This window comes from Bacillus sp. DU-106 (assembly GCF_004799705.1).
Classification (GTDB): domain Bacteria; phylum Bacillota; class Bacilli; order Bacillales; family Bacillaceae_G; genus Bacillus_A; species Bacillus_A cereus.
Window position 1 is genome coordinate 333,800 of record NZ_CP026607.1, and the last position, 24,065, is coordinate 357,864.

Below are 24,065 nucleotides of genomic sequence, written 5' to 3' on the forward strand. Positions count from 1 at the left end.
AATATGAGGAAGAAGAATTTTAAATAACCTTGAAAGTTACTATTTTCTCATGAATTTTCATCTGAAAATTTTAATAAAGGAATAATTAATATTTTTCTAAAAAATGTATTGACTCTTATTATTCTGAGTTCTATAATGAGAATTAATTAAACGACAATTAAATCGATACATTCTTATCCAGAGAGGTGGAGGGACTGGCCCTACGATACCTCAGCAACGGGTTTTTTTAATACCGTGCTAACTCCAGCAAGCCATATAAAGGCTTGGAAGATGAGAAGATGTGAACGAGTACATATAAGTGCTCTCCTTCTTATCTTTATGGTTGATAAGAAGGAGAGCACTTTTTATTTTACCTCGAAAGCTCTGCTTCAAGTTTTTACAGCATATAGGAGGGGAAAAAATGATTTCTTTTAACAATGTAAGTAAAGTGTATGAATCAGCTGGGCAATCTGTTCATGCGGTGGAGGATGTAACATTATCAGTTGAGAAAGGCGAAATTTTTGGCATTATTGGTTTTAGTGGCGCTGGAAAGAGTACGTTATTACGCTTAGTAAATATGTTAGAGAGACCGACGGCAGGAACGATTTCAATAGATGATAAAGATATTACATCATTATCGACGAAAGAATTACGTAAACTGAGACAAAGAATCGGAATGATTTTCCAAAGTTTTAATTTATTTAATTCAAGAACAGTATTTGGAAATATTGCTTATCCATTAAAGTTAGCGAAAGTACCAAAGAATGAGATAAAAGAAAGAGTAAATGAACTGCTGAAGTTTGTAGGGTTAGAAGATAAAGCAAACTATTACCCAGAGCAGCTATCAGGTGGACAAAAGCAGCGTGTGGGCATTGCTAGAGCACTTGCGACATCGCCAGATATTCTTATATGTGATGAGGCAACATCAGCCTTAGATCCAGAAACAACGACAGAAATTCTAAACTTATTAAAGAAAGTAAATAGAGAATACAATTTAACAATTCTTCTTATTACACATGAAATGCATGTTGTGAAAGAAATTTGTCACCGTGTAGCTGTAATGGAGAAGGGAAAAGTTATTGAAGAAGGAAAACTGTTTGATGTTTTCACGCAACCAAAAACAAAGACGACTCAAAACTTTGTACGTTCTGTCATTAATGATCATTTACCGGAAAGTGTTCTAGCGAAAATTCAAAATGGTGGTCAAATTTATCGTCTAACATTTACTGGTGAGGAGACAGGACAGCCGGTACTATCATATATCGCAAAAAACTATAACGTCGATGTAAATGTACTGTACGGAAATATTATTGAACTTCAAAATGTGCTATTTGGAAATCTTCTTGTAGAGTTGCAAGGGGAGCAGAGGGAAATTCAAAAAGCATTACAACATCTAAGACTGCAAGTGCAGCTGAAGGAGGTAGAAGCTCATGCGAGTTGATTGGAGTATATTTTGGCCGCGCATACTAGATGCGACGGGGGATACCCTCTTAATGGTAATTGTAACCCTTATATTTGCTACAATTCTTGGTATACCGCTAGGTTTACTTTTATATGTAACGAGAAAAGGAAACTTTTTAGAAAATAAATGGGTCTTTTCTATTCTTAACATCATAATTAATACAATTCGTCCGGTACCATTCATTATCTTTTTAGTAGCGTTAAGTCCACTAACGAGAAGTGTTATCGGAACGACGATTGGAACAGCAGCAGCAATTTTCCCGATGACGTTAGTCGCATCAATTGGTATTGCTAGAATGGTTGAAACAAACCTTGTTTCCGTTCCGAAAGGAGTAATTGAAGCAGCGCAAGCAATGGGCGCCTCGCCAATTAGAATTGTTTTTGAAATCCTTGTACCAGAAGCGTTAGTACCATTAATCTTAGGTGTCACATTTATGACAGTTGGTTTAATTGAATTTTCTGCAGTTGCTGGGCTTGTCGGTGGTGGCGGTCTTGGTGATTTAGCAATGACATATGGTTATCAACGTTTTGATACATCAGTTATGTTCGTAACGGTCGTGTTACTTATTATTCTCGTACAGATAGCTCAAAATTTAGGGAATTACTTTGCGAAAGTCTTGTTACGCAGATCATAAAAAGGAAGAGAGGAAAAGAGAATGAAGAAAATTTTAGCATTTGCATTATCAGCGATTGTAGGAGTCTCAGCATTAAGCGGCTGCTCAAGTGGAGACACGGGTGCAGGAGCGAAAGAAAAAGTAGTTCGCGTCGGTGTAACTGGAACGGATGGAGACGCTTGGGAAATTTTGAAGAAAAAAGCTGAAAAAGAAGGGATTAAGATTAAACTGGTGGAGTTCTCTGATTATACAACTCCAAATAAAGCTTTAGCTGATGGAGATATTGAATTAAACTCATTTCAGCATATTGCTTTCTTAGAGCAATTTAAAAAGGAACATAAGTTAGATATTACAGCTGTTGGTACAACACAAATTGCACCAATGGGTTTATACTCTGAAAAATATAAGAAATCAAATGAAATCCCAGATGGTTCAGAAATTGCAATTCCAAACGATCCAACGAACCAAGCACGTGCATTAAAACTTCTTGATGCAGCTGGATTATTAAAGCTGAAAAAGGATTTTGGTCTATTTGGAGATCCAAGTGGTATTGCTGAAAATCCGAAGAAATTAAAAATTACACCGGTTATCGCACAGCAAACACCTCGTGTGTTAAAAGATGTAGCGGCATCAGTTATTAATAACGGTGTTGCTGGTCAAGCTGGATTAGATCCAGCGAAGGATCCTATTTTCTTAGAAGATCCAAAGAATGAAAATGCGAAGCCTTATATTAATATTTTCGCAGCTCGTACGAAAGATAAAGATGATCCAACACTGAAAAAAGTAATTGAATTATACCATTCAAAAGAAGTAACAGATGCAATTAAGAAAGAAACAAATGATGGTTCAATTTCAGTAGATCTTTCACTTGAGGAGCTTGAAAAAATCGTAAAATAATGATTGGGTTTAATGGACTAACAGAAGGAACCCCTCCGCTGTTAGTTCGTTCAACATATAAACTTAACAAACCCTAATTCTGTACCTTCCAATTTTGTATAACGTAGAATCCAATGTTTGTTAAGTAGAGTAATGGACCAGGAGTTTTCCTGGTCTTTTTTTATGAATGAAAATAGCTAGCGAACAGTAAGGTAATCCAAATTATAATGGGATAAGAAAATAAGCTGAAAAGGAGTGTAATTACGAATTGCTTTTGATGAATTAAGTGTTTTTTGGATAAAAAAAAGAAAATAGAAAAGAGAGTAATGAAAAATGCTGATATTACGCCGGGGTTATAGGAGCGATAAATGAAAAACAAAATAATATGTTGAACAGAGTTAAAGAAGATGGCCCCTTGTATAAAAATAATCCAGCATATAGAAGACAAGAAGTTAAGTTGATATAGAAAGACGATAAGTAATACAAAGATTGTTAATACGGAAATGGCAATGAAAAATTGTTGGCTAGTTATAAGACGGATTGAAAATTGATTAGCAAGATATTGTGGCATTTGGAAAGCTTCTTCAAGGTTATGAATGAAAAATGATAAGGGAATGATCCAGAGTATAGTAGTGGAATGCTTTTTCATCAACTTACATCACTCCAATAAAGTATAGAAAGCCTAAAAAAGGCCCTCTATACAGAGATAGTTATTCAATTATGATATTTTTTAAATTAACTTCATGATGATCTCGTTCTTTCGGATAAGCAGTTAGCTCCTCTTGCAAAATATTTAATATTTGCTTAGCTGATTGCTGGATTGGATTAGGTAGCTCATCTAATATATGCATCCCGACTTTTACTTTTGTACGAATTACCCTTCGTAGTAGTTCCTCATGCATGCACTACACCTCCAAACCGAATGTTTAGTATATCTTCTTCAAATTTTGCCCCTTGAATAGAAAGGTGTGTTAACGTTTTTGGCAATGTAATATTTCGTTTCACAGAGCCAGCTCGAATAATTAGCTCATCACCTTTTTGATTTAATGAAAGTTCACTTTTGTTTGAGAAGGGAATAGAAAGAATGAAAATATAATCATCGCCATCTTTTCTTACATATTGTGTGCGGCCGTTAAATTTCACTTCAGTAGGACAATGATCAGTTTTAAATAAAGCATCTCCTACACGCTCTAACATGGGTAAACCAACAACTTCTTGTTCAAACATTGGAGCTTCGTAAATAGGAAGTGGATCAAAACTATTTTGAATTAATGTTTTATATTTCTTTTGCGTATCTTTCCATGCTTGAAAATAAGGATCGGTGACGGTGTTAGGGATGACGCGATTAATCATAATGGCATCTACGTTATAATCGTATAAATTTAAATAAGTAAAGCTACGCTGAGCTTCTTTAATGACCATTTTTTCAGGATTTACAACGATGCGGATACTTGTTACTTCTCGGTTTGATAAAATATCTCTCATTTCTCCGAGCTGTTCAAGTGTATTTGTTAATTCGTCCATAATATCATCGGTTGGAAGAGGGACACCAAGGAGTGGTTGAGCTACAGGACGAACGACTTTTAAAACTTTTCTTTTAATAGGAAACAATTTTTCCATCCACCAGCCGAGCATGTCTGGAAAGCTTAGCATTGCTAATGTTTCTCCTGTTGGAGCACAATCAATAATGATAACATCATATGTGTTTTGTTTATAATAATCGAGTACGCGAAGTAAGCTAATTAAATCTTCCATACCAGGAAACATCGTTAATTCTTCTGTTGTAATATCATCGGCTGCTTTGGAAGTGAAGAGTAGTGTAATATATTTCTGTAATTTTCCCCATCCTTTTTCCATCTCATAAATCGTATTAATTTCTTGTGCCCACAAATTTTCACGAATTTCTAATGGCTCAGAAGATAGCTTTATACCAAATGAATCTCCTAAACTATGAGCGGGATCTGTACTCATGACTAAAGTTTTTAATCCTTGTTTTGCGCTTTGAATTGCTGTTGCTGCTGAAATGCTAGTTTTTCCTACGCCGCCTTTACCTGTATACAAAATAATTCTCATCATTCATATCTCCTTTGTTTCGAATATCGAATATTACGAGTGTCGAAGTAAATGATTGAATAAAAACCCAGATAGGGTTTTATTCAATCGGAATGTTTTTCATTTTAGGTGTAGAAACTTTTTCTTCTGTTTTTTGCTGTGACGTAGCAATGTGATTCATAATCTTTTGGAAGATTTGTAGTAAGAATGCTTTTTCTTCTTCTGACAATGCTTCTGTCACTAAGCTAAAGTAGTGGGCTGCATTTTGTTTTACTTCTTGAACGAGCATTACGCCGTTTTCTGTTAACCGAATTAATACAATACGTCGGTCGTTTTCATCACGGTAGCGCTCAATATATCCCTTTTTTACAAGGCGATTTACAACGCCCGTCGTTGTACTCATCGGTATATCAAGAAGGTCAGCAATTTTCGTCATTGTAATATCTGTATTTCGTTCCATCCAAAGTAAACAAAATACTTCTGTTTTAGAAAGTGTTAAATCTAGGCTTACCCATTCTTCAGGATAGAAAAGTTTCTTGGCGTTATCTAGCAGTAAGTCTAAAAAATGTTCATATTGCAACAATTAATTCCACTCCCGTATATTTCGAGGTTCGTAATATTTATTTTTATTTTATGTAGAATAGAAAAAATTGTCAATGATTTTAATTATTTTTTCAGATTAGACAGAAAACTTTCTTTAAAATAGTATTCTTTTATGATAGATTTATAAATATAAAACTAGAATTTACATAAAAATCCATCATGGTAAATATACTTATCTATAATGGGTATACAGCTAACGAGGGGGAGAACGATGAGAAGACGTAATACGCAAGCGTTCACATTTTTAGCATGGACTTCATTTGTTTGTGCGCTTTCAGGTATGCTAATTGGGATTTATACGTTAGATGAAACGCTTAGTGTAAAAGGATACTATTTAATTGGAACATTATTTTTAACGATGTCTTGTTTTGTATTACAAAAAACAATTCGTGATAATGAAGAAGATAACGAGAGATTTCCAAAAAATAAACCGTTAGATAAAGAGTAAATTGTAAAGAAAGGCATTTGCCTTTCTTTTTTTATGTAAAAATGGCGTAAGTACTCTGTGTTGACTTGCTTGAAGTACTGAAAATTTGGTATCATCAATAGTATTGTAGATTGAACGATATATTATGGAGGTGGCCTAGCCGTGTCAAGAATTTCCGTTGAGAATGTAAAGCACGTAGCACATTTAGCACGTCTTGCAATTACTGATCAAGAAGCAGAAAAATTTCAAAAACAACTAGATGCAATTGTTACATTTGCAGAACAGTTAAATGAATTAGATACAACAGATGTAAAACCAACAACTCATGTATTAACTATGAAAAATGTTATGCGTGAAGATGTACCAGAAAAAGGTTTACCAGTTGAAGAAGTATTAAAAAATGCACCGGATCACAAAGATAATCAAATCCGTGTTCCAGCAGTATTAGAATAGAGGAGGGGAATTTCGATGTCATTATTTGATCATTCAGTATCAGAGTTACATAAGAAGTTAAACAACAAAGAAATTTCCGTTACGGATTTAGTAGAAGAATCTTACAAACGTATTGCGGATGTTGAAGATAACGTAAAAGCCTTTCTTACATTAGATGAAGAAAATGCACGCGCAAAAGCGAAAGAATTAGATGCAAAAATCGGCGCTGAAGATAATGGTTTATTATTCGGTATGCCAATTGGTGTAAAAGATAACATTGTAACTAACGGTCTTCGTACAACTTGTGCAAGCAAAATATTAGCAAACTTCGATCCAATTTATGATGCGACAGTTGTGCAAAAGCTAAAAGCTGCTGACACAATTACAATCGGTAAATTAAACATGGACGAGTTCGCAATGGGTTCTTCAAATGAAAACTCAGGATTCTACGCTACGAAAAACCCATGGAACTTAGATTACGTTCCAGGCGGATCTAGTGGTGGTTCTGCAGCAGCTGTAGCAGCAGGAGAAGTACTATTCTCTCTAGGTTCTGATACGGGTGGTTCTATCCGTCAGCCAGCTGCATATTGCGGTGTTGTAGGTTTAAAACCAACTTACGGACGCGTATCTCGTTACGGATTAGTAGCATTCGCATCTTCACTTGACCAAATCGGACCGATTACACGTACAGTAGAAGACAATGCATACTTATTACAAGCTATTTCAGGTATTGACCGCATGGATGCAACTTCTGCAAACGTTGAAGTTGGAAACTATTTAGCTGGTTTAACAGGCGATGTTAAAGGTTTACGCATTGCTGTACCGAAAGAATACTTAGGCGAAGGTGTTGGCGAAGAAGCTCGTGAGTCAGTACTAGCTGCTTTAAAAGTATTAGAAGGTATGGGCGCAACTTGGGAGGAAGTATCTCTTCCACACTCTAAATACGCTCTAGCAACGTATTACTTACTATCTTCTTCTGAAGCATCTGCTAACCTTTCACGCTTTGATGGCGTGCGTTACGGTGTTCGTTCTGATAATGTAAATAACTTATTAGATCTTTACAAAAACACACGTAGTGAAGGTTTCGGTGATGAAGTTAAACGTCGTATTATGCTTGGTACATTTGCTCTTAGCTCTGGTTACTATGATGCATATTACAAAAAAGCACAACAAGTACGTACATTAATTAAGAACGACTTTGAAAATGTATTTGCTAACTATGATGTTATTATTGGACCAACAACACCAACTCCGGCATTTAAAGTGGGAGAAAAAGTTGACGATCCAATGACAATGTATGCAAATGACATTTTAACAATCCCAGTAAACTTAGCGGGTGTTCCAGCGATTTCAGTTCCATGTGGATTCGGTGCTAACAACATGCCACTTGGTCTACAAATCATTGGTAAACACTTCGATGAAGCGACAATTTACCGCGTTGCACATGCGTTTGAGCAAGCAACAGACTATCATACAAAAAAAGCAAGTCTGTAAGGAGGCGAGCATAGATGAATTTAGAAACAATTATTGGTTTAGAGGTTCACGTTGAGTTAAAAACAAATTCGAAAATTTTCTCTGCGAGTCCAACAGAATTCGGAGCGGAGCCAAATACACAAACAAGTGTAATTGACTTAGGATACCCAGGGGTACTTCCTACTTTAAATAAAGAAGCAGTTAACTTTGCGATGAAAGCTGCAATGGCATTAAACTGTGAAATCGCAACGGAAACGAAGTTTGACCGTAAAAACTATTTCTATCCAGATAACCCGAAAGCTTACCAAATCTCTCAATTTGATAAGCCAATTGGTGAAAATGGTTGGATTGAAATCGAAGTAGACGGTAAAAAGAAACGTATCGGTATTACACGTCTTCATTTAGAAGAAGATGCTGGTAAATCAACGCATACAGCTGATGGTTCATTAGTAGACTACAACCGTCAAGGTATGCCTTTAATCGAGATCGTATCTGAGCCAGATATGCGTACGCCAGAAGAAGCATATGCATACTTAGAGAAGTTAAAATCAATCATTCAATACACTGGTGTATCTGATTGTAAGATGGAAGAAGGTTCCTTACGTTGTGATGCGAACATTTCTCTTCGTCCAGTTGGACAAGAGAAGTTCGGTACAAAAGTGGAACTGAAAAACTTAAACTCATTCACTTACGTACAAAAAGGTCTTGAGCACGAGCAAGTGCGCCAAGAAAAAGAACTGTTATCTGGTGGTATCATCCAACAAGAAACACGTCGTTATGATGAAGCAACGAAGAAAACAATCTTAATGCGTGTGAAAGAAGGATCTGACGATTACCGTTACTTCCCGGAGCCAGACTTAGTTGAACTTTACATTGATGATGAGTGGAAAGAAGCAGTTCGAGCTTCTATTCCAGAACTTCCAGATGCACGTAAAGCTCGCTACGTTGCAGAACTAGGCTTACCAGCTTATGATGCACACGTGTTAACATTAACGAAAGAGATGTCTGATTTCTTTGAAGCAACTGTTGCAGACGGTGCTGATGCGAAATTAACATCGAACTGGTTAATGGGTGAAGTACTTGCATACTTAAACAAACAACAAAAAGAATTAAAAGACGTTGCATTAACGCCTGCTGGTTTATCTAAAATGGTTCAATTAATTGAAAAAGGTACAATTTCTTCTAAAATCGCGAAGAAAGTATTTAATGAATTAATTGAAAAAGGTGGAGACCCAGAAGAAATCGTTAAAGCGAAAGGTCTTGTTCAAATTTCTGACGAGGGTACACTTCGTAAAGTTGTAACAGAAATTCTTGATAATAATGAGCAATCTATCGAAGACTTTAAAAACGGTAAAGACCGTGCAATTGGCTTCTTAGTTGGTCAAATTATGAAAGCTACAAAAGGACAAGCAAATCCACCGCTTGTTAACAAAATCTTACTTGAAGAGATTAATAAGCGATAATAGTAGTAACTTTTAAAGATTAAGCAGAAAAACACCCGTACATGGGTGTTTTTCTAGGTTAATCAAACGTTTGTTTAAATGAGACAAAATCGTTTAAACAAACGTTTGATTAACTGTCAAAAGTGGAAAAATGTTTGTATAGCAACTATGGTATGATAGTTGCAAAAAGGTGGGAATAATGATAAATCTAAACATAGAGGTTTTTTTCATCTCATGAAATAATAGATAGTTATTATTCGTTATATGTAAATTTTTATGGAAGAATGGATAGAAATAAAGTGAAACTTTAATCAGTGGGAGGTTCATCCAACACTGATTATTAGCCCTCACCAATCGGGCATTTACTGCCCGCAAATAGCGGGATAAATTTTGGGGTCAAATAAAAAACCATTGAAATGAATATTTACTTTTGATGGACTACACGAATCGGGTTCTTACTGCCTGTTTGAGCGGGATAAAAGAAGGATAGCAAGATGAGAGGAGGTAGGCATGGGAATACTGAATAGAAGTTCAGTATGTTCTTTTTCGATACATAAAGAAATTTCCTGTGCTAATAAATGATGAAGCGAGCAAGAATTATTTATAATCCTACTTCTGGGCGTGAGCTATTTAAGAAGAGCTTACCAGAAGTATTACAAAAATTAGAACAAGCTGGCTATGAGACATCTTGTCATGCGACAACGGGTCCTGGAGACGCTACTGTGGCGGCGAGGCAAGCTGCGGATCGTAAGTTTGATGTTGTTATTGCGGCTGGTGGCGACGGTACGTTAAATGAAGTAGTAAACGGTTTAGTTGGGCATGAATTCCGTCCGAAATTTGGAATTATTCCAGTTGGAACGACAAATGACTTTGCACGTGCAATTGGTGTACCTCGTTCTATTGAAGAGGCAGCAGATATTATTTGCGAAGGAAAAACAGTGCCATTAGACCTTGGTAGAGCGAACGATACATATTTTATTAACATCGCTGGTGGCGGTCGTATTACAGAATTAACATACGAAGTACCGAGTAAGTTAAAGACAGTATTAGGGCAGCTTGCTTATTACCTAAAAGGTATCGAGATGTTACCATCATTGCATCCGACATATGTTGAAATTGAGTATGATGGAAAGTTACTACAAGAAGAAATTACGATGTTTTTAATTACGAATACTCGTTCAGTAGGTGGATTTGAAAAGGTAGCACCGTATGCATCTATTAACGATGGGTTATTTGACCTATTAGTACTGAAAAAAGGTTCTATCGCTGATTTAATTAAAGCAGCAACACAAGCACAACGTGGTGAACATATTAATAATCCAAAAGTGTTATATACACAAGCGAACCGCATTAAAGTACATTCACCAGATAAACTAATGATTAATTTAGATGGTGAGTATGGTGGAGATGCACCGATGGAATTCGAAAATATATATCATTGTTTAGAACTATTTGTTCCTGAACATCAAGAGGATGCCTTGTAAAGGCATCCTTTTTTACTTTGTTAAAATGAATTGTAAATTGGGAGTTAGTTTGATTTTTATGGTATTTTTACAATTCTTTTATTTTACATCCATATTTTATTGATACACTGGAGGAGATAAGAAACGAGAGGTAGGATGCTATGGAGAAGGTAAAAGCAATACTATTTGATAAAGATGGGACATTAATGGATTTTCATTCAATTTGGATAAAAGTAGCTGAAGAACTTGTAGCTGAATGTATAAGTTTATATCATTTACCAAGTACAATAGGGCAGACCTTATTAGAAGAGATTGGTGTAGAGGGAGCATTTGTTAATCCGAGGAGTGCAATAGCTGCTGGAACAAGCCTTGATGTAGCGAAGGGGCTTTGTAATTATATTGAGTCTGCTAGAGAAGAAGAGATGCATCAGTGGGTAAGTGAGAAGTTATTTTCCCTTATGTATGAGCATCGTTCGCATATGAAAATGACAGCGGATTTACCGAAAGTGTTACAGGCATTAAAAGATAAAGGATTTATATTAGGGGTTGTCACGGCGGATGATTTCGCACCAACAGAATTATTTTTAAAACAATATAAGTTGGAGAACTTTTTTGATTATATTATAGCCTCGGATACATTCCTTGCGCAAAAACCAGATAAAAAGATTATAGAAGTGTTTTGTGAGAAATTTAATTTAGAATCATGTGAGGTTGCGGTTGTTGGAGATACGCCAACTGATTTACATTTAGCTAAAAATGGCGATTGCTATGCAATTGGGGTGCTATCTGGTACGGGAGACCGTCCAACATTAGAACCACTTGCTGATTTAGTGTTAGATTCTGTTGGAGAGTTTATTTCTCAATCGGGTGAGTTTTTCTGGGAGAAAGAAAAGTCTAATGTGTAAGGAAAATAAGTCTATAAAGACTCTTAATGAGTCTTTATAGACTTATTTTTTATGCCTGGATACAAAGAATATAGGATAAATGCTAGAAAAGAAAGTTGGCATATATTTTGCAATAAGAAGAGAAAACAATGTAAAGAAAAGGATGGGGTACGCAATGAATACAAAAAAATTTGCTAAAGTAAATGAACAAATTCCAGGACCGAAAGCGGCATCTTTATTGGAACGCCGTCAAAATATAGTACCAAAAGGAGTAAGTAACGGCATCCCAACGTTTGTACAATCTGCAAATGGTGCTCTTGTAACAGATGTTGATGGCAATCAGTACATTGATTTTGCAGGAGCAATCGGGACAATTAACGTAGGGCATTGTCATCCAACGGTTAAAGAAGCGCTCCATAAACAAGTCGATCAATACATTCATACTGGATTTAACGTTATGATGTATGAGCCATATATTGAATTAGCAGAAAAGCTTGCGGCATTGGCACCAGGAAGTTTCGATAAGCAAGTCCTGTTTTTAAATAGTGGTGCAGAAGCAGTTGAGAACGCGGTGAAAATCGCTCGTAAATATACGAAGAGACCTGGTATTATCGCATTTTCTAAAGGTTTCCACGGGCGTACATTAATGACAATGACGATGACAAGTAAAGTGAAGCCATATAAATTTGGGTTTGGTCCCTTTGCTCCAGAAGTATATAAAGCGCCATTTCCATACGAATACCGTCGCCCAGAGGGATTAACGGAAGAGCAGTATGATGATTTTATTATTGAAGAGTTTAAGAACTTCTTCATATCGGAAGTAGCACCAGAAACAATTGCAGCTGTTGTAATGGAACCTGTTCAAGGGGAAGGTGGATTTATCGTCCCAAGTAAGAAATTTGTTCAAGAAGTACGCCGCATTTGTTCAGAGAACGGCATCTTATTTGTAGCGGATGAAATACAAACAGGCTTTAGTCGTACAGGAAAATATTTTGCAATTGATCACTATGATGTCGTTCCAGATTTAATTACAGTGTCTAAATCATTAGGTGCTGGTGTACCGATAAGTGGTGTCATTGGACGTAAAGAAATTATGAATGAGTCTGCACCAGGTGAACTTGGTGGAACGTATGCAGGAAGTCCATTAGGATGTGCGGCTGCATTAGCTGTTCTCGATGTAATAGAAAATGAGAAATTAAATGATAGAGCGATAGAATTAGGAAAAGTCGTAATGAACCGATTCGAAGAGATGAAAAATAAATATCATTGCATCGGTGATGTGCGTGGGTTAGGCGCAATGTGTGCATTTGAGGTCGTTCAAGATCGTAAGACGAAAGCACCTGACAAAACGTTAACGGCTAATCTATGTGCAGAAGCAAATAAGCGTGGGTTACTGTTATTATCAGCAGGGACATATGGAAATGTTATCCGTGTGTTAATGCCTTTAGTTATTACAGATGAGCAACTTGAAGAAGGTTTAACAATAATTGAAGAATCATTGCAAGCTTGTTATGAGCAAACAAACATCGCTCGCGTTTAAAAACTGAAGTATAAATAGCAAACATTCTGGTTGACTCTATATTAAATGCAGAAAATTCACTTTATAATAAAGGTAGTGAAGTGGATCGATGGATTTGAAGTTAGGGGTGGCTAGGATGGTTGCAGAAAAGGAACGAGTGTTAATGGATTTAAAAGATGTATTTGAATATGCGTTTGACGAAATTTTTGTTACAGATGAGCAAGGGATCGTTGTACGTGTAAATAGTACATGTGAAGGGCACTACCAACTAGCTGCAGAAGAGTTAGTTGGTAAGCATGTAAAAGAACTACAAAAGGATGGAATCTTTTATCCATCAGCGACATTAGAAGTGATTGAAAAAAAGAGGCCAATTGAACTCGTTCAAACTACAAAATCAGGAGAGTATTTACACGTTCGTACAAGGCCTGTTTTTGATGATGAGGGAAATTTAAGAAGAGTGATTAGTTATTCTCGCGACCTTACTGAACTCTATCAATTACGTCAAAAGGTAGAGGAAATGGATAATCAGCTAAAAACATATAAAAAAGAATTAAGAGAAACATATGAGCATGAAGGACTTATTTTTAAAAGTCTAGCTATGCAAAAAATAGTCGATACAATCAAAAAAGTATCTGTAGTGGATAGTACTGTTCTCGTTTTAGGCGAGACTGGAGTAGGAAAAAGTCGATTAGTACGCCATTTACATGAAGTGAGTCACCGTAAGCATGAAAGTTTCTATGAAATTAATTGTGCGGCATTACCAACTAATTTAATTGAATCGGAGCTTTTTGGATATTCAGGTGGATCTTTTACAGGTGCGAATCGTGAAGGGAAAAAGGGACTATTAGAATCCGCGCATAAAGGAACTCTTTTTTTAGATGAAATCGGTGAAATGCCGCTTGAAATTCAAGCGAAGCTTTTGCAAGTATTGCAAGAAAAAACATTTCGTCCTATAGGCGGAAGAGAATTAAAAAAAGTAGATGTTCGAATTGTGGCGGCAACAAATAGAGATTTAAGCGAGATGGTGAAACAAGGAACATTTCGGAAAGATTTATACTATCGTTTGAATGTCATTCCAATTGCAATTCCCCCGCTTAGGGAAAGAACAGAAGATATTTTGCCGCTTATTTATCATTACTTGCAGCACTTTAATAAAAAGTACGGACGTGATGTGAAACTAGCGCCGAGTACGTTACAAATGTTTGTTGGATATCCGTGGGAAGGGAACAATAGAGAAATAGAGAATGTAATTGAGAGAATTGTTATTACTGTTGATGATGTTGTAACGGTAGAGGATTTGCCACTCTCTATGCAAGAGGCTGCAGTTGAACAATCGGGGCAAAGCCTTTATAAAATGCTGGAAGAGGTAGAGAGAAATATAATTCTTAAAGCGTATAAAACGTATGGATCAAGTTATAAAGTGGCTGAGTTTTTGCAAATTAGTCAATCTGCTGCTACTAGAAAAATTAAGAAGTTCATAGAGGAGGAAGAAAACATTGGATAAAAAGGCGACTTTCGTAAGTATAGATAAAAAGGCGATGTATATAAATGGTGAGTGGATTACACTACAAGAACAAATTGAAGTAAATAATCCTGCGACGAAGGAAATATTTGCAACTGTACCAAAAGGCGGAGTAACAGAGGCAAAGCAAGCTGTTGATGCTGCACATGAAGCTTTTAAAACGTGGTCTAAGTTAACGGCAGCAGATCGTGCAACGAAGTTAAAAAAGTGGTTCATGCTTATTGATGAAAATAAAGAAGAGATCGCAGCGATTATGACGAAGGAACAAGGGAAGCCGTTTGCAGAAGCGCTTGGTGAAGTAAATTATGCAAACAGTTTTGTTGAATGGTATGCAGAAGAGGGGAAACGCGTATATGGTGAAATGATTCCTGCTGCTCATCCGAATAAGCGCATTTTAGTTATGAAGCAACCAGTTGGCGTTATGGCCGCTATTACACCTTGGAACTTCCCAGCTGCTATGATTACGAGAAAGGTAGCCCCAGCGCTTGCAGCAGGCTGTACAGCCGTTGTGAAACCGGCAAGTCAAACGCCATTAACTGCATTGAAATTAGCTGAATTAGCCCATGAAGCAGATATTCCAAAGGGCGTAATCAATATCGTAACAGGTAGTGCAAAAGCAATTGCTGATACATGGATGGAAGATGGTCGCGTTCGAAAAGTGTCCTTTACAGGGTCAACGGAAATCGGGAAAGAGTTAATGGCTAGTGCGGCGCAAACGATGAAAAAAGTTTCGCTTGAGTTAGGGGGACACGCTCCGTTTATCGTAATGAATGATGCAGATTTAGATAAAGCAGTAGAAGCGGTGATTGGTTCGAAATTCCGTAATGCAGGACAAACGTGTATATGTACAAACCGAGTATTCGTTCAAGAAGAAGTATACGAAGTATTTGTAGAGAAGTTCCAAAAGGCAGTAGGGCAATTGAAAGTAGGAGACGGTTTCGGTGACGGAACGACTGTCGGGCCACTTATTGATGAGAATGCAGTTTCAAAAGTACAAGAACATATTGAAGATGCTATTCAAAAAGGTGGAACAGTTTTATATGGTGGTCAAAAGGTCGCAGAGTTAGAGGGACATTTCATTCAACCGACTGTAATTGGGTTGGCAAATGATACGATGCTTTGTATGAATGAAGAAACATTTGGGCCAGTGGCACCAGTTGCGAAATTTAAAACAGTTGATGAAGTAATCGAACGTGCAAACAATACACCATACGGTTTAGCTGCGTATATTTTCACGAAAGACATTAGCCAAGCATTCCAAATTAGTGAAGCGTTAGAGTACGGTATTATCGGTCTAAACGATGGTCTTCCATCAGTTGCACAAGCACCATTTGGTGGATTTAAAGAAAGTGGTATCGGTCGTGAAGGAGGCCATTTCGGCATCGAGGAATATTTAGAAATTAAATATATTTCATTGGGACTATAAGTAGTATACTAGAATCTCTATAAGGTAACAGAGAAGGAGATTCTAGTATGGTATATTGGCTATTATTACTTGTTACAATTATTTTTGAAGTAGCTGGAACAATTGCGATGAAACTATCAAATGGTTTAACAAAGCTCGTTCCAAGTGTACTGATTTTCGTGTTTTATGGGATTTGTTTCAGCGTGTTTGCCATCGTTGTGAAAAAGATTCATTTAAGTATTGCTTATGCTATTTGGTCTGGCGTTGGAACATTACTTATTACAATCATTAGTGTGTACTTTTTTAAAGAGCATATTAGTTTATTTCAAGCATTTTGTATTCTTTTTATTGTTTTGGGTGTCATTGGGCTTAAGGTTTCATCGGCATCATGAAAGCTATCTTTTGTAGAAGATAGCTTTTTTCTATTTGTGCAGTTAGCAATTAATACGACAAAATATGACAAGAAAGAGTAAAGCGTTTTGTTATGATACATATGAAATATTGTCTTATGTGGAGGAAAGAGTATGTTAAAAAAGGTAAGTCAAATTGTTTTAATTTTTGGCATAGCTTTTAGTTTAAGTGCTTGCACTGAGACTAAAGATAGTAATGAAAGTAAACAAGAAGATGTTCAAGATAAAGTGTATAAAATAGGGGAGACAGTAGACGTAGATGGTTTGCAAGTAACTATCGATTCAGTTAAATTAGGATATCCGGATTATGATGAGAATAAAAAGAAAGAGGAGATTTTGGGGATTATTTTCAAAGTAGAAAATAATAGTAAAAAGGAAATACCTTTTGCATTTTATGAATTTGAGATTACCGATAAGAAAGGTACAAGATTTAAAGAATATAATAACCCTGATAGCTTTATTAGTAAAAAGTTAGCACCAGATGAAAAAATTCAAGATATCATGCTATTTGACGTAGCGAAAGAAAATACGTATATCGCTACGTATAGACCGGAGTTTACGCATGAAAATAGAACGATAAAATTTGAATTGAAACCAAATAAATAAAGAAACACATTGGATTATCCAATGTGTTTCTTTATGGTAATAAATTTAAAACGCCCAGTTACCTTTACGGAAGATAGGCTCATGTCTGCCATCAGCAGTAATACCGTCAATATCAAGCTCAGCTGATCCAATCATGAAGTCGTTGTGTGTGATACTAGCGTTTGCGCCGTTTTCAGCAAGTTCTTCTTTAGACATTGTTTTTCCGCCAACTAAGTTAAATGCATAAGCATTTCCGATTGCAAGGTGGCAAGATGCATTTTCGTCAAATAGTGTATTGTAGAATAAAACATTTGTATTTGAAATTGGTGAGTCATGAGGTACTAAAGCTACTTCTCCTAAGAAGTGAGAACCTTCATCTGTTTCTACTAAATGTTTTAAAGCTTCTTCACCAGCTTCAGCTTTATAGTCTACGATACGCCCGTTTTCAAATGTTAACGTGAAATTATCGATAATATTACCTGCAAATACTAACGGTTTTGTACTAGAAACTTGGCCGTTTACACCTGTTTTAAGTGGCATTGTAAATACTTCTTCAGTTGGAATATTAGCCATAAATGGTACGTTCTTTTCATTTAAGCTACCAGCACCAGCCCATACATGTTTTTCTGGAAGTTCGATTGTTAAATCTGTTCCAGGACCTGTATAGTGAAGAGCTTTATAATGCTTTTCGTTTAAGTAATCCACTTTTGTATGTAATGTTTCATCATGTTCTTTCCATGCTTCTACAGGATTTTCTAAATCAGCACGAGTAGCTTTGAAAATAGCATCCCATAACTTTGCTTCTTGTTCTTCTGGCGCTACGTCAGGGAATACTTTCGCAGCCCATTCTTTCGTAGGAACAGAAATGACACACCAACTTACTTTATCTGCTTGTACGTAATCACGGTATACTTTCATTGCTTCTCCAGCTACTTTATGAGCTGTTGCAATACGCGATGCTTCTACACCTTTTAATAAATCAGGGTTTTCTGCATAGATAGACATAAATGCAGCGCCTTCTTTTGCTAATTCTTCACGAGCATGTGCTTTCCAAGATGGAAATTCAGCGAAAGCTTCTTCAGGAGCTAGATCGAACTTTAAGCGTGTTAACGTCTCATCATTCCAATCTACATATACGTGTTTTGCACCAGATTTATATGCTTTTTCTGTAACGAGGCGTACAAATTGTACAGCTTCAAGAGGTGCACTAATTGATAAAGTTTGTCCAGGTTGAATATTAACACCAACATTAACTGCAAGAGCAGCATATTTCTCTAACGTTTGTTCAAATGACATATGTATAATCTCCTTTAATTTGAAAGATTTCTTACTATATATAATACAAGAAAATTCTAAAAATATATATAAATATAAAGTAAAAAGAGAGCTCAAAATGTATTGAGCCCTTATATTTACTTAATTGAAGAAGCAAACTGCTCTACAGTCGTTGTATGGTGTATACGAACGCGCTTCATCTTTAACAATTCATCAGGTTCACCCTTCGTAATGAATTGCCCAGGCTTTGTCGTCGTCGCAAATTGATAATACTTCTTCGTTTCTGTAACAACCTTATCATCTACATGACCGAATGGATAAGCAATCGCGATAACAGGCTTACCTGTTATTTTTTCTAGTTTTTCTTTTGAACCTTTTAACTCTTCCTCATAGTTTGTAATTTTCGGTAAGTCTGCATGTGTTGCAGTATGAGATTGCACCGAGAAAATGCCGGAATCAACCATTTCTTTTATTTCAGAAGTAGACAATGCTCCTTCTACATCAACGTTATCAACAATCATATATTCTGTTGCTGCCGGTTTAAAAGTATCATCTTTTAGCTTTTGTAAAACGCGAAATGCATTCATATTATTTTTCATACCATCATCAAATGTAACGAAAATCGGCTTATTTACTTTATTTATATCACCCCAGCGTTCAAACGTTAAAAGCGTATAACCATTGTCTTTTAAATGTTTCATTTGTGCTTCAAAGTTAGCTGGTGATACGAATAAGTCTTTAATACCTTGACCATGATAATCATCGATTGCGTGATACATAAGAACAGGAACCTTTTGTTCGAAAGTAATAGTAGATTTCGTAAGCGGGATTGTTTTCCCATCTTCTTTCATTCCTGTTGCTTCAATTTGGAACTCACCGCGTTTTCCTTCAAATTCTTTTATGTCAAAAGGAATTGTAAATTGTTTCTCCTTTTCTTTAGAAGAAAAAGATTTAGCACGTTCCTTTCCATCAGCTGTGCGCCAAATTTTATATTGTACTTCATTTAAAGAATCTTTTAAGTCTGTAATATGAATACTTGTGTTTGTAGATTCGTGTGTGATGGGAGTATAAGAAATTTTACCTTGTTCTTGTAGAGCCTCTTTTTGTATAGCTACTTCTTGAACCTTTTTCTCTTTTTTAGGTTCTTGGCTTACATTGCTAGTATTGCAGCCTGCTAGAATGGCAGACGTACATAAAGCAATTGCTGCGTATTTTCTCATAAAAATCACCTTCTATTGTGTAGTATGTTGCATATTGACATTAAAATCCCCACCGCTATAAGAGTGGTGGGGATTTACCCTTGTTCATCATATCATTTGAAGAAAATGAGGGGAATATGATTTTTAGGAGGCTATTAAGGTAATAGATTAGTGACTTTGAATAGATGTATTTTTTTGTTTCTTATTAGAATTAATAATAATATAACCGACTACAAAGATAAGAGGAATAATGAAGACATAGATAGGCATTCCCCATACATAATAGCTTTTCAGCGTTAAGACTAGTAAATGTAAGAAATCGAAAATTGCGTGGGCTTTCATAATATCCTCCAATGGTTTTTTTGAAAATTATAACATTTTTAACTTGTTATTTGTATAATTTGGAAAGTGATTTAAGCTAATTTTAAAGTAAGAAGAATACATATTAATATGCAATTTTGCATATTAATATGTATTTTATTAAAATATAAAGATTTTATACTATAATGAAAACCGCTATAAAACTAAGTAAGAATAATGTATGGAGTGGAGAATAGAAATGAAATATAAAAAAATAATATATATCTTTTTCATATCGCTATTTATAGTTGGTTGTCAAAGTGAAGTGAGTAAAGCGAATAGCGTGGAAGAGTATATTCCATCGCATCTTATGAATGCGGAAGTGACGGCGGATATTATGACAATAGAATTTCCTTATGAGATAAAAGAGAAATTAGAGAAAATCGGAAATAAAATGAGCAATAGTATTACAAATAATTTAGATTGGTATTTGAAGTATGCCGAAGAAGAAATTATACCGAAAAAAACGTTTCCTTATCATCAAAACTTAGGTATTACAAAAGAAGAATATGATTTTATGATAGATAAAATGGATAATGCAGAATATATAAATACCAAAGACGGAAAACTCTTTTTTAAAAAGAAAGATCATGAAATTCAAATTCTCTCTGATGAAAATTTGAAGCTAATTAAAAATATTCGAATTGATACAGAGAAGAATACAATTAAAACTCCTTTGGGAGAATGCGAATATGAAGGTGAAATAAAGGCGTCGGATGAACAAAAAGCTACTGGTCCATGGAGTGGGAAGATGTGGACTTTAAAAAGCGATGGATTACTTTATCATTTTTCATTAGGAAAGTTAAAAAATATAAACAAATCTATCATTTACATTTCAATAAAAGGTATATATAAAGATAGGATTATCAATACAGAAGAAGCAGTTGAATTTCACTCGGTTTCATAAAGAATCAAAAAAAACACCTTACTTGTTAAAGTAAGGTGTTTTTTTATTAAATAAACAATCCAGCGATTGTCGCAGATAAAATAGAAGCAAGTGTTGATGCAAATAGCATTTTCCAACCAAATTTAGAAACAACGCTTCCTTGCTTTTCAGAAAGGGCACGGATTGTACCAACGATTGCACCAATTTGGCTAATACTTGCGAAGCTAATTAAGAATACTGTAACGATTCCAACTGTACGTGGAGCTAATGTTGTAGCTGTGTCTTTTAAATCAAGGATTGCTACAAACTCATTTAAAACAATCTTCGTACCCATAATACCACCAGCTGGGATAATATCTTGAGTTGGAATACCCATTAAGAATGCGAATGGAGAAAGTACGTAACCGAAGATTTGTTGTAAAGTAACAGCATGTCCCATTGCGCCTGAAGCTGCACTAATTACGTAGTTTACAACTTCCATCACACCGATAAAGGCGATCATTAATGCGGCAACGATACCAGCTACTTTTAAACCATCAAGCGCACCGTTAATCATTGCGCCGATAAAGCTGTCCCCGAATAGAGTTCTATCAAATTTCTGAATCACTTCATCTTCTTTCTTCGTATCAACTGGTGTTAATAACGAACAAACGATTAAGCTTGAGAATAAGTTTAGCGGAAGAGCTGCCAGTACGTATTTTGCATCTAACATCATTACGTATGATGCTGTAACAGAAGCAGAAACGGAGCTCATCGCAGAACAACAAATGATAAACATACGGTTTTTATTGAAATGCTGTAAATCGTTTTTAATAACGATTAACGCTTCACTTGAACCGAAGAATACAGAGTTTACTGCGTGGAATGACTCAACACGTGGTAAACCAGTAATTTTTGAAATAGCACCGCCGACAACGCGAACGATGAATGGTAAAACACCTAAATAACTAAAGATTGAAAGTAGTGCTGAGAAAAATACGATAATTAATAATACGTTTAAGAAAAAGACAAAATCTCTGTGAATTCCATTAAAGAGAAAATCGACACCTGTCGTACCAAGTTTAATTAGTTTGTTGAAAACTTTACTAATGAAAATAATGATTTGTTGACCAATCTTTGTAGCAAACATAAACCAACCGATTAAAATTTGGAAACCAATCATAATTGCAATTGCACGGAAGTTGATTTTACTTTTGTTGTTTGACAAAGCAAAACATAAACCTAACACGGCAATAATACCGATAATGCTCATTACATATTGCATGTAGTTGCCCCTTTCAGAAGTTCGTATAAAGTTTGTACATAAAACGCTCGTTATATTACTAAAAATAAAGGAATGAGGTTTTATGTCATACGTAAGATGTCTGACCTTTTAGAAAAATAAAAATAAAAAAGACCCATATGGATTCACTTTCATCTATGAGAGAAAGCTAATCAATATGAGTCCTTTTTTGCGCATAGGCTAATATTCATTAGTTTTCCCCATAGTCCAGCAATTTAAGGTTGCCGGGTAGAAACTCTCGATCCATATTATCAAGTATATATGAGGTAACATCGTCCGTATTAAATTAGTAGTAGCGTAACATTAACAGAGAAGTATCGTCAATAGCTTTTTTTCTTCCAATAGAAAAAGACCATATAAGTATGATAAAATGTAACGCAGTGTTATGAAAAAGAGAGGTCGGAAAATGAGTACTAAAATGACGCCACCAGTTGAGAAAAACGAGTTTATAGATGTAGTATTTGAAGATTTAACACATGATGGTGCCGGTGTTGCGAAAGTAAAGGGCTATCCTATTTTCGTTAAAAACGGATTACCAGGTGAAGAAGCGCAAATTAAAATTATTAAAGTGAAGAAAAACTTCGCATTTGGTCGTTTAATGAAGCTTCATACAGAAAGTCCATATCGTAAAGATGCTGAATGCCCAGTATATAATCAGTGCGGCGGTTGTCAGCTTCAGCACTTAACTTATGAAGGACAATTACAAGCGAAAGAAAAACAAGTACGTGACGTTATGCAGCGTATCGGAGGACTAGCTGATGTTCCTGTTCATCCTGTACTTGGCATGAAGAATCCGTGGGTATACCGTAATAAAGCACAAGTACCAATCGGAGAACGTGAAGGCGGACTTGTAGCTGGTTTTTATCGCCAAGGAACGCATGACATCATTAATATGGAATCATGCTTAATTCAGGCAGAAGAAAACGATACATTAATCCAAGAAGTAAAACGTATTTGTGAAAAGCACGGTATCACTGCGTACAACGAAGAGCGTAACAAAGGAACACTTCGTCACGTAATGGCTCGTTACGGACAAGTAACAGGAGAAATTATGCTTGTCTTCATTACGCGTACAGCAGAATTGCCGAACAAAAAAGCAATTATTGAAGAAATTGCAGCGAAATTCCCAGAAGTAAAATCAATTGTTCAAAACGTAAATACGAAGCGTACGAATGTAATTTTCGGAGACAAAACGACAGTACTGTACGGATCAGAATACATTTATGACTTTATCGGTGACATTAAATTTGCGATTTCAGCACGTTCATTCTATCAAGTAAACCCAGAGCAAACGAAAGTGCTTTACGATAAAACGTTAGAATACGCAAAATTAAATGGTAACGAAACAGTAATCGATGCCTATTGCGGAATCGGATCAATCTCGTTATTCCTAGCGCAAAAAGCGAAAAAAGTGTACGGCGTTGAAATCGTCCCAGAAGCAATCGAAGACGCAAACCGAAACGCAGCACTAAACAACATGACAAACGCTGAATTTGGCGTAGGAGAAGCAGAAGTAGTCATTCCAAAATGGTACAAAGAAGGCGTAATCGCCGACACAATGGTCGTAGACCCACCGCGTAAAGGCTGTGACGAAGCATTACTAAATACAATCATCGACATGAAGCCAAACCGCGTCGTATACGTATCGTGTAACCCAGCAACATTAGCACGTGATTTAAAAGTACTAGAAGAAGGCGGATATAAAACACAGGAAGTACAGCCTGTTGATATGTTCCCGCATACGACGCATGTGGAGTGTGTGGCTTGGCTTAAGTTGGTATAATAGGAAAGCAGTTGATATAGGGGAAATCTATACCACCTGCTTTTTGGTTTACAAAAATACCATTCATAAGCGATTTTAGTTAAAATAAATATTGCTGATTTTCACAAATTATAAATTGAGATTTTGAAATTGT

Annotated in this window: 24 protein-coding genes and 2 riboswitches; of the genes, 16 read left to right on the top strand and 8 right to left on the bottom strand. The window is 35.9% G+C overall.

Features of this window, described 5'->3' with window-relative positions; all coding sequences use genetic code 11:
* Positions 1-170: 170 nt before the first annotated feature.
* A riboswitch (SAM riboswitch) is annotated at positions 171-277 on the top strand.
* A 123-nt stretch (positions 278-400) separates the two neighbouring features.
* Genes C3Y97_RS01840 through C3Y97_RS01850 form a run of 3 tightly spaced genes read left to right on the top strand, consistent with a single transcriptional unit; the run spans position 401 to position 2,951 of the window.
* On the top strand, positions 401-1,420 hold the full coding sequence (locus C3Y97_RS01840; RefSeq protein ID WP_000622969.1) for a methionine ABC transporter ATP-binding protein: 1,020 nt from the start codon (positions 401-403) through the stop codon (positions 1,418-1,420).
* Positions 1,410-2,075: a methionine ABC transporter permease gene (locus C3Y97_RS01845; protein ID WP_001261870.1), complete on the top strand. Its 666-nt coding sequence runs from the start codon at positions 1,410-1,412 to the stop codon at positions 2,073-2,075. The genes C3Y97_RS01840 and C3Y97_RS01845 overlap by 11 nt, the downstream gene beginning before the upstream one ends.
* Before the next feature lie 21 nt (positions 2,076-2,096).
* A complete protein-coding gene (locus tag C3Y97_RS01850; protein ID WP_000721599.1) occupies positions 2,097-2,951 on the top strand; it encodes a MetQ/NlpA family ABC transporter substrate-binding protein in 855 nt (284 codons plus the stop codon).
* 160 nt (positions 2,952-3,111) lie between these two features.
* Here C3Y97_RS01850 and C3Y97_RS01855 read toward each other — a convergent pair whose 3' ends face one another.
* The 4 genes from C3Y97_RS01855 to C3Y97_RS01870 form a co-directional block, all read right to left on the bottom strand.
* The gene (locus C3Y97_RS01855) at positions 3,112-3,579 is read right to left on the bottom strand and encodes an HXXEE domain-containing protein (protein WP_002204877.1); all 468 of its coding nucleotides are present in this window, start codon (positions 3,577-3,579) and stop codon (positions 3,112-3,114) included.
* Between the two features lie 61 nt (positions 3,580-3,640).
* The gene (locus C3Y97_RS01860; protein ID WP_000544103.1) at positions 3,641-3,832 is read right to left on the bottom strand and encodes a DUF3926 domain-containing protein; all 192 of its coding nucleotides are present in this window, start codon (positions 3,830-3,832) and stop codon (positions 3,641-3,643) included.
* On the bottom strand, positions 3,825-5,006 hold the full coding sequence (locus C3Y97_RS01865) for an ArsA family ATPase (RefSeq protein WP_002182396.1): 1,182 nt from the start codon (positions 5,004-5,006) through the stop codon (positions 3,825-3,827). Before C3Y97_RS01865 ends, C3Y97_RS01860 begins: the two co-directional genes overlap by 8 nt.
* 76 nt (positions 5,007-5,082) lie before the next feature.
* The gene (locus C3Y97_RS01870) at positions 5,083-5,565 is read right to left on the bottom strand and encodes a MarR family winged helix-turn-helix transcriptional regulator (protein WP_000942482.1); all 483 of its coding nucleotides are present in this window, start codon (positions 5,563-5,565) and stop codon (positions 5,083-5,085) included.
* A gap of 231 nt (positions 5,566-5,796) precedes the next feature.
* Between C3Y97_RS01870 and C3Y97_RS01875 the strand changes: the two genes are divergently transcribed.
* From C3Y97_RS01875 to C3Y97_RS01925, 11 genes are all read left to right on the top strand, one after another.
* Complete coding sequence (locus C3Y97_RS01875; RefSeq protein WP_001254393.1) at positions 5,797-6,033, top strand: YiaA/YiaB family inner membrane protein; 237 nt, start codon at positions 5,797-5,799, stop codon at positions 6,031-6,033.
* Positions 6,034-6,174: 141 nt separating this feature from the next.
* Positions 6,175-6,465 (top strand): Asp-tRNA(Asn)/Glu-tRNA(Gln) amidotransferase subunit GatC, encoded by a 291-nt coding sequence (gene gatC, locus C3Y97_RS01880; protein WP_000086999.1) that lies wholly within the window; start codon positions 6,175-6,177, stop codon positions 6,463-6,465.
* Between the two features lie 15 nt (positions 6,466-6,480).
* Positions 6,481-7,938, top strand: a complete 1,458-nt coding sequence (gatA, locus tag C3Y97_RS01885) for an Asp-tRNA(Asn)/Glu-tRNA(Gln) amidotransferase subunit GatA (RefSeq protein WP_000051433.1) — start codon at positions 6,481-6,483, stop codon at positions 7,936-7,938.
* A 14-nt stretch (positions 7,939-7,952) separates the two neighbouring features.
* Positions 7,953-9,380 (top strand): Asp-tRNA(Asn)/Glu-tRNA(Gln) amidotransferase subunit GatB, encoded by a 1,428-nt coding sequence (gatB, locus tag C3Y97_RS01890; protein WP_136362977.1) that lies wholly within the window; start codon positions 7,953-7,955, stop codon positions 9,378-9,380.
* A 557-nt stretch (positions 9,381-9,937) separates the two neighbouring features.
* The gene (locus tag C3Y97_RS01895) at positions 9,938-10,843 is read left to right on the top strand and encodes a diacylglycerol kinase (protein WP_000977679.1); all 906 of its coding nucleotides are present in this window, start codon (positions 9,938-9,940) and stop codon (positions 10,841-10,843) included.
* 140 nt (positions 10,844-10,983) lie between these two features.
* Complete coding sequence (locus C3Y97_RS01900; protein ID WP_047792104.1) at positions 10,984-11,727, top strand: HAD family hydrolase; 744 nt, start codon at positions 10,984-10,986, stop codon at positions 11,725-11,727.
* 154 nt (positions 11,728-11,881) lie between these two features.
* Positions 11,882-13,246, top strand: coding sequence for a 4-aminobutyrate--2-oxoglutarate transaminase (gene gabT, locus C3Y97_RS01905; RefSeq protein ID WP_001093019.1), 1,365 nt, complete (start codon positions 11,882-11,884; stop codon positions 13,244-13,246).
* A gap of 115 nt (positions 13,247-13,361) precedes the next feature.
* Entirely contained in the window at positions 13,362-14,729 is a 1,368-nt protein-coding gene (locus C3Y97_RS01910) for a sigma-54 interaction domain-containing protein (protein ID WP_136362979.1), read from the top strand.
* Positions 14,722-16,173 (top strand): NADP-dependent succinate-semialdehyde dehydrogenase, encoded by a 1,452-nt coding sequence (gabD, locus tag C3Y97_RS01915; RefSeq protein ID WP_000358124.1) that lies wholly within the window; start codon positions 14,722-14,724, stop codon positions 16,171-16,173. Before C3Y97_RS01910 ends, gabD begins: the two co-directional genes overlap by 8 nt.
* Before the next feature lie 47 nt (positions 16,174-16,220).
* Positions 16,221-16,544: a DMT family transporter gene (locus C3Y97_RS01920; RefSeq protein WP_000263262.1), complete on the top strand. Its 324-nt coding sequence runs from the start codon at positions 16,221-16,223 to the stop codon at positions 16,542-16,544.
* A 132-nt stretch (positions 16,545-16,676) separates the two neighbouring features.
* Positions 16,677-17,168 carry a DUF4352 domain-containing protein gene (locus C3Y97_RS01925; protein ID WP_000915109.1) on the top strand — a complete coding sequence of 164 codons (492 nt, stop codon included), beginning with the start codon at positions 16,677-16,679 and terminating at the stop codon, positions 17,166-17,168.
* 45 nt (positions 17,169-17,213) lie between these two features.
* Here C3Y97_RS01925 and C3Y97_RS01930 read toward each other — a convergent pair whose 3' ends face one another.
* The 3 genes from C3Y97_RS01930 to C3Y97_RS27675 form a co-directional block, all read right to left on the bottom strand.
* Complete coding sequence (locus C3Y97_RS01930) at positions 17,214-18,443, bottom strand: aminopeptidase (protein ID WP_000007349.1); 1,230 nt, start codon at positions 18,441-18,443, stop codon at positions 17,214-17,216.
* A 116-nt stretch (positions 18,444-18,559) separates the two neighbouring features.
* Positions 18,560-19,642 carry a polysaccharide deacetylase family protein gene (locus C3Y97_RS01935; RefSeq protein WP_001233731.1) on the bottom strand — a complete coding sequence of 361 codons (1,083 nt, stop codon included), beginning with the start codon at positions 19,640-19,642 and terminating at the stop codon, positions 18,560-18,562.
* A 147-nt stretch (positions 19,643-19,789) separates the two neighbouring features.
* Positions 19,790-19,963 (bottom strand): hypothetical protein, encoded by a 174-nt coding sequence (locus C3Y97_RS27675; protein WP_000643592.1) that lies wholly within the window; start codon positions 19,961-19,963, stop codon positions 19,790-19,792.
* A gap of 217 nt (positions 19,964-20,180) precedes the next feature.
* On the opposite strand from C3Y97_RS27675, the gene C3Y97_RS01940 reads away from it, so the two are divergent.
* On the top strand, positions 20,181-20,888 hold the full coding sequence (locus C3Y97_RS01940) for a hypothetical protein (protein ID WP_000875591.1): 708 nt from the start codon (positions 20,181-20,183) through the stop codon (positions 20,886-20,888).
* A 46-nt stretch (positions 20,889-20,934) separates the two neighbouring features.
* Here C3Y97_RS01940 and C3Y97_RS01945 read toward each other — a convergent pair whose 3' ends face one another.
* On the bottom strand, positions 20,935-22,131 hold the full coding sequence (locus C3Y97_RS01945) for a NupC/NupG family nucleoside CNT transporter (protein WP_001200484.1): 1,197 nt from the start codon (positions 22,129-22,131) through the stop codon (positions 20,935-20,937).
* Positions 22,132-22,332: 201 nt separating this feature from the next.
* Positions 22,333-22,434: riboswitch (purine riboswitch) on the bottom strand.
* A gap of 121 nt (positions 22,435-22,555) precedes the next feature.
* Here C3Y97_RS01945 and rlmD point away from each other — a divergent pair.
* Complete coding sequence (gene rlmD, locus C3Y97_RS01950) at positions 22,556-23,932, top strand: 23S rRNA (uracil(1939)-C(5))-methyltransferase RlmD (RefSeq protein ID WP_000105019.1); 1,377 nt, start codon at positions 22,556-22,558, stop codon at positions 23,930-23,932.
* Positions 23,933-24,065: the final 133 nt, after the last annotated feature.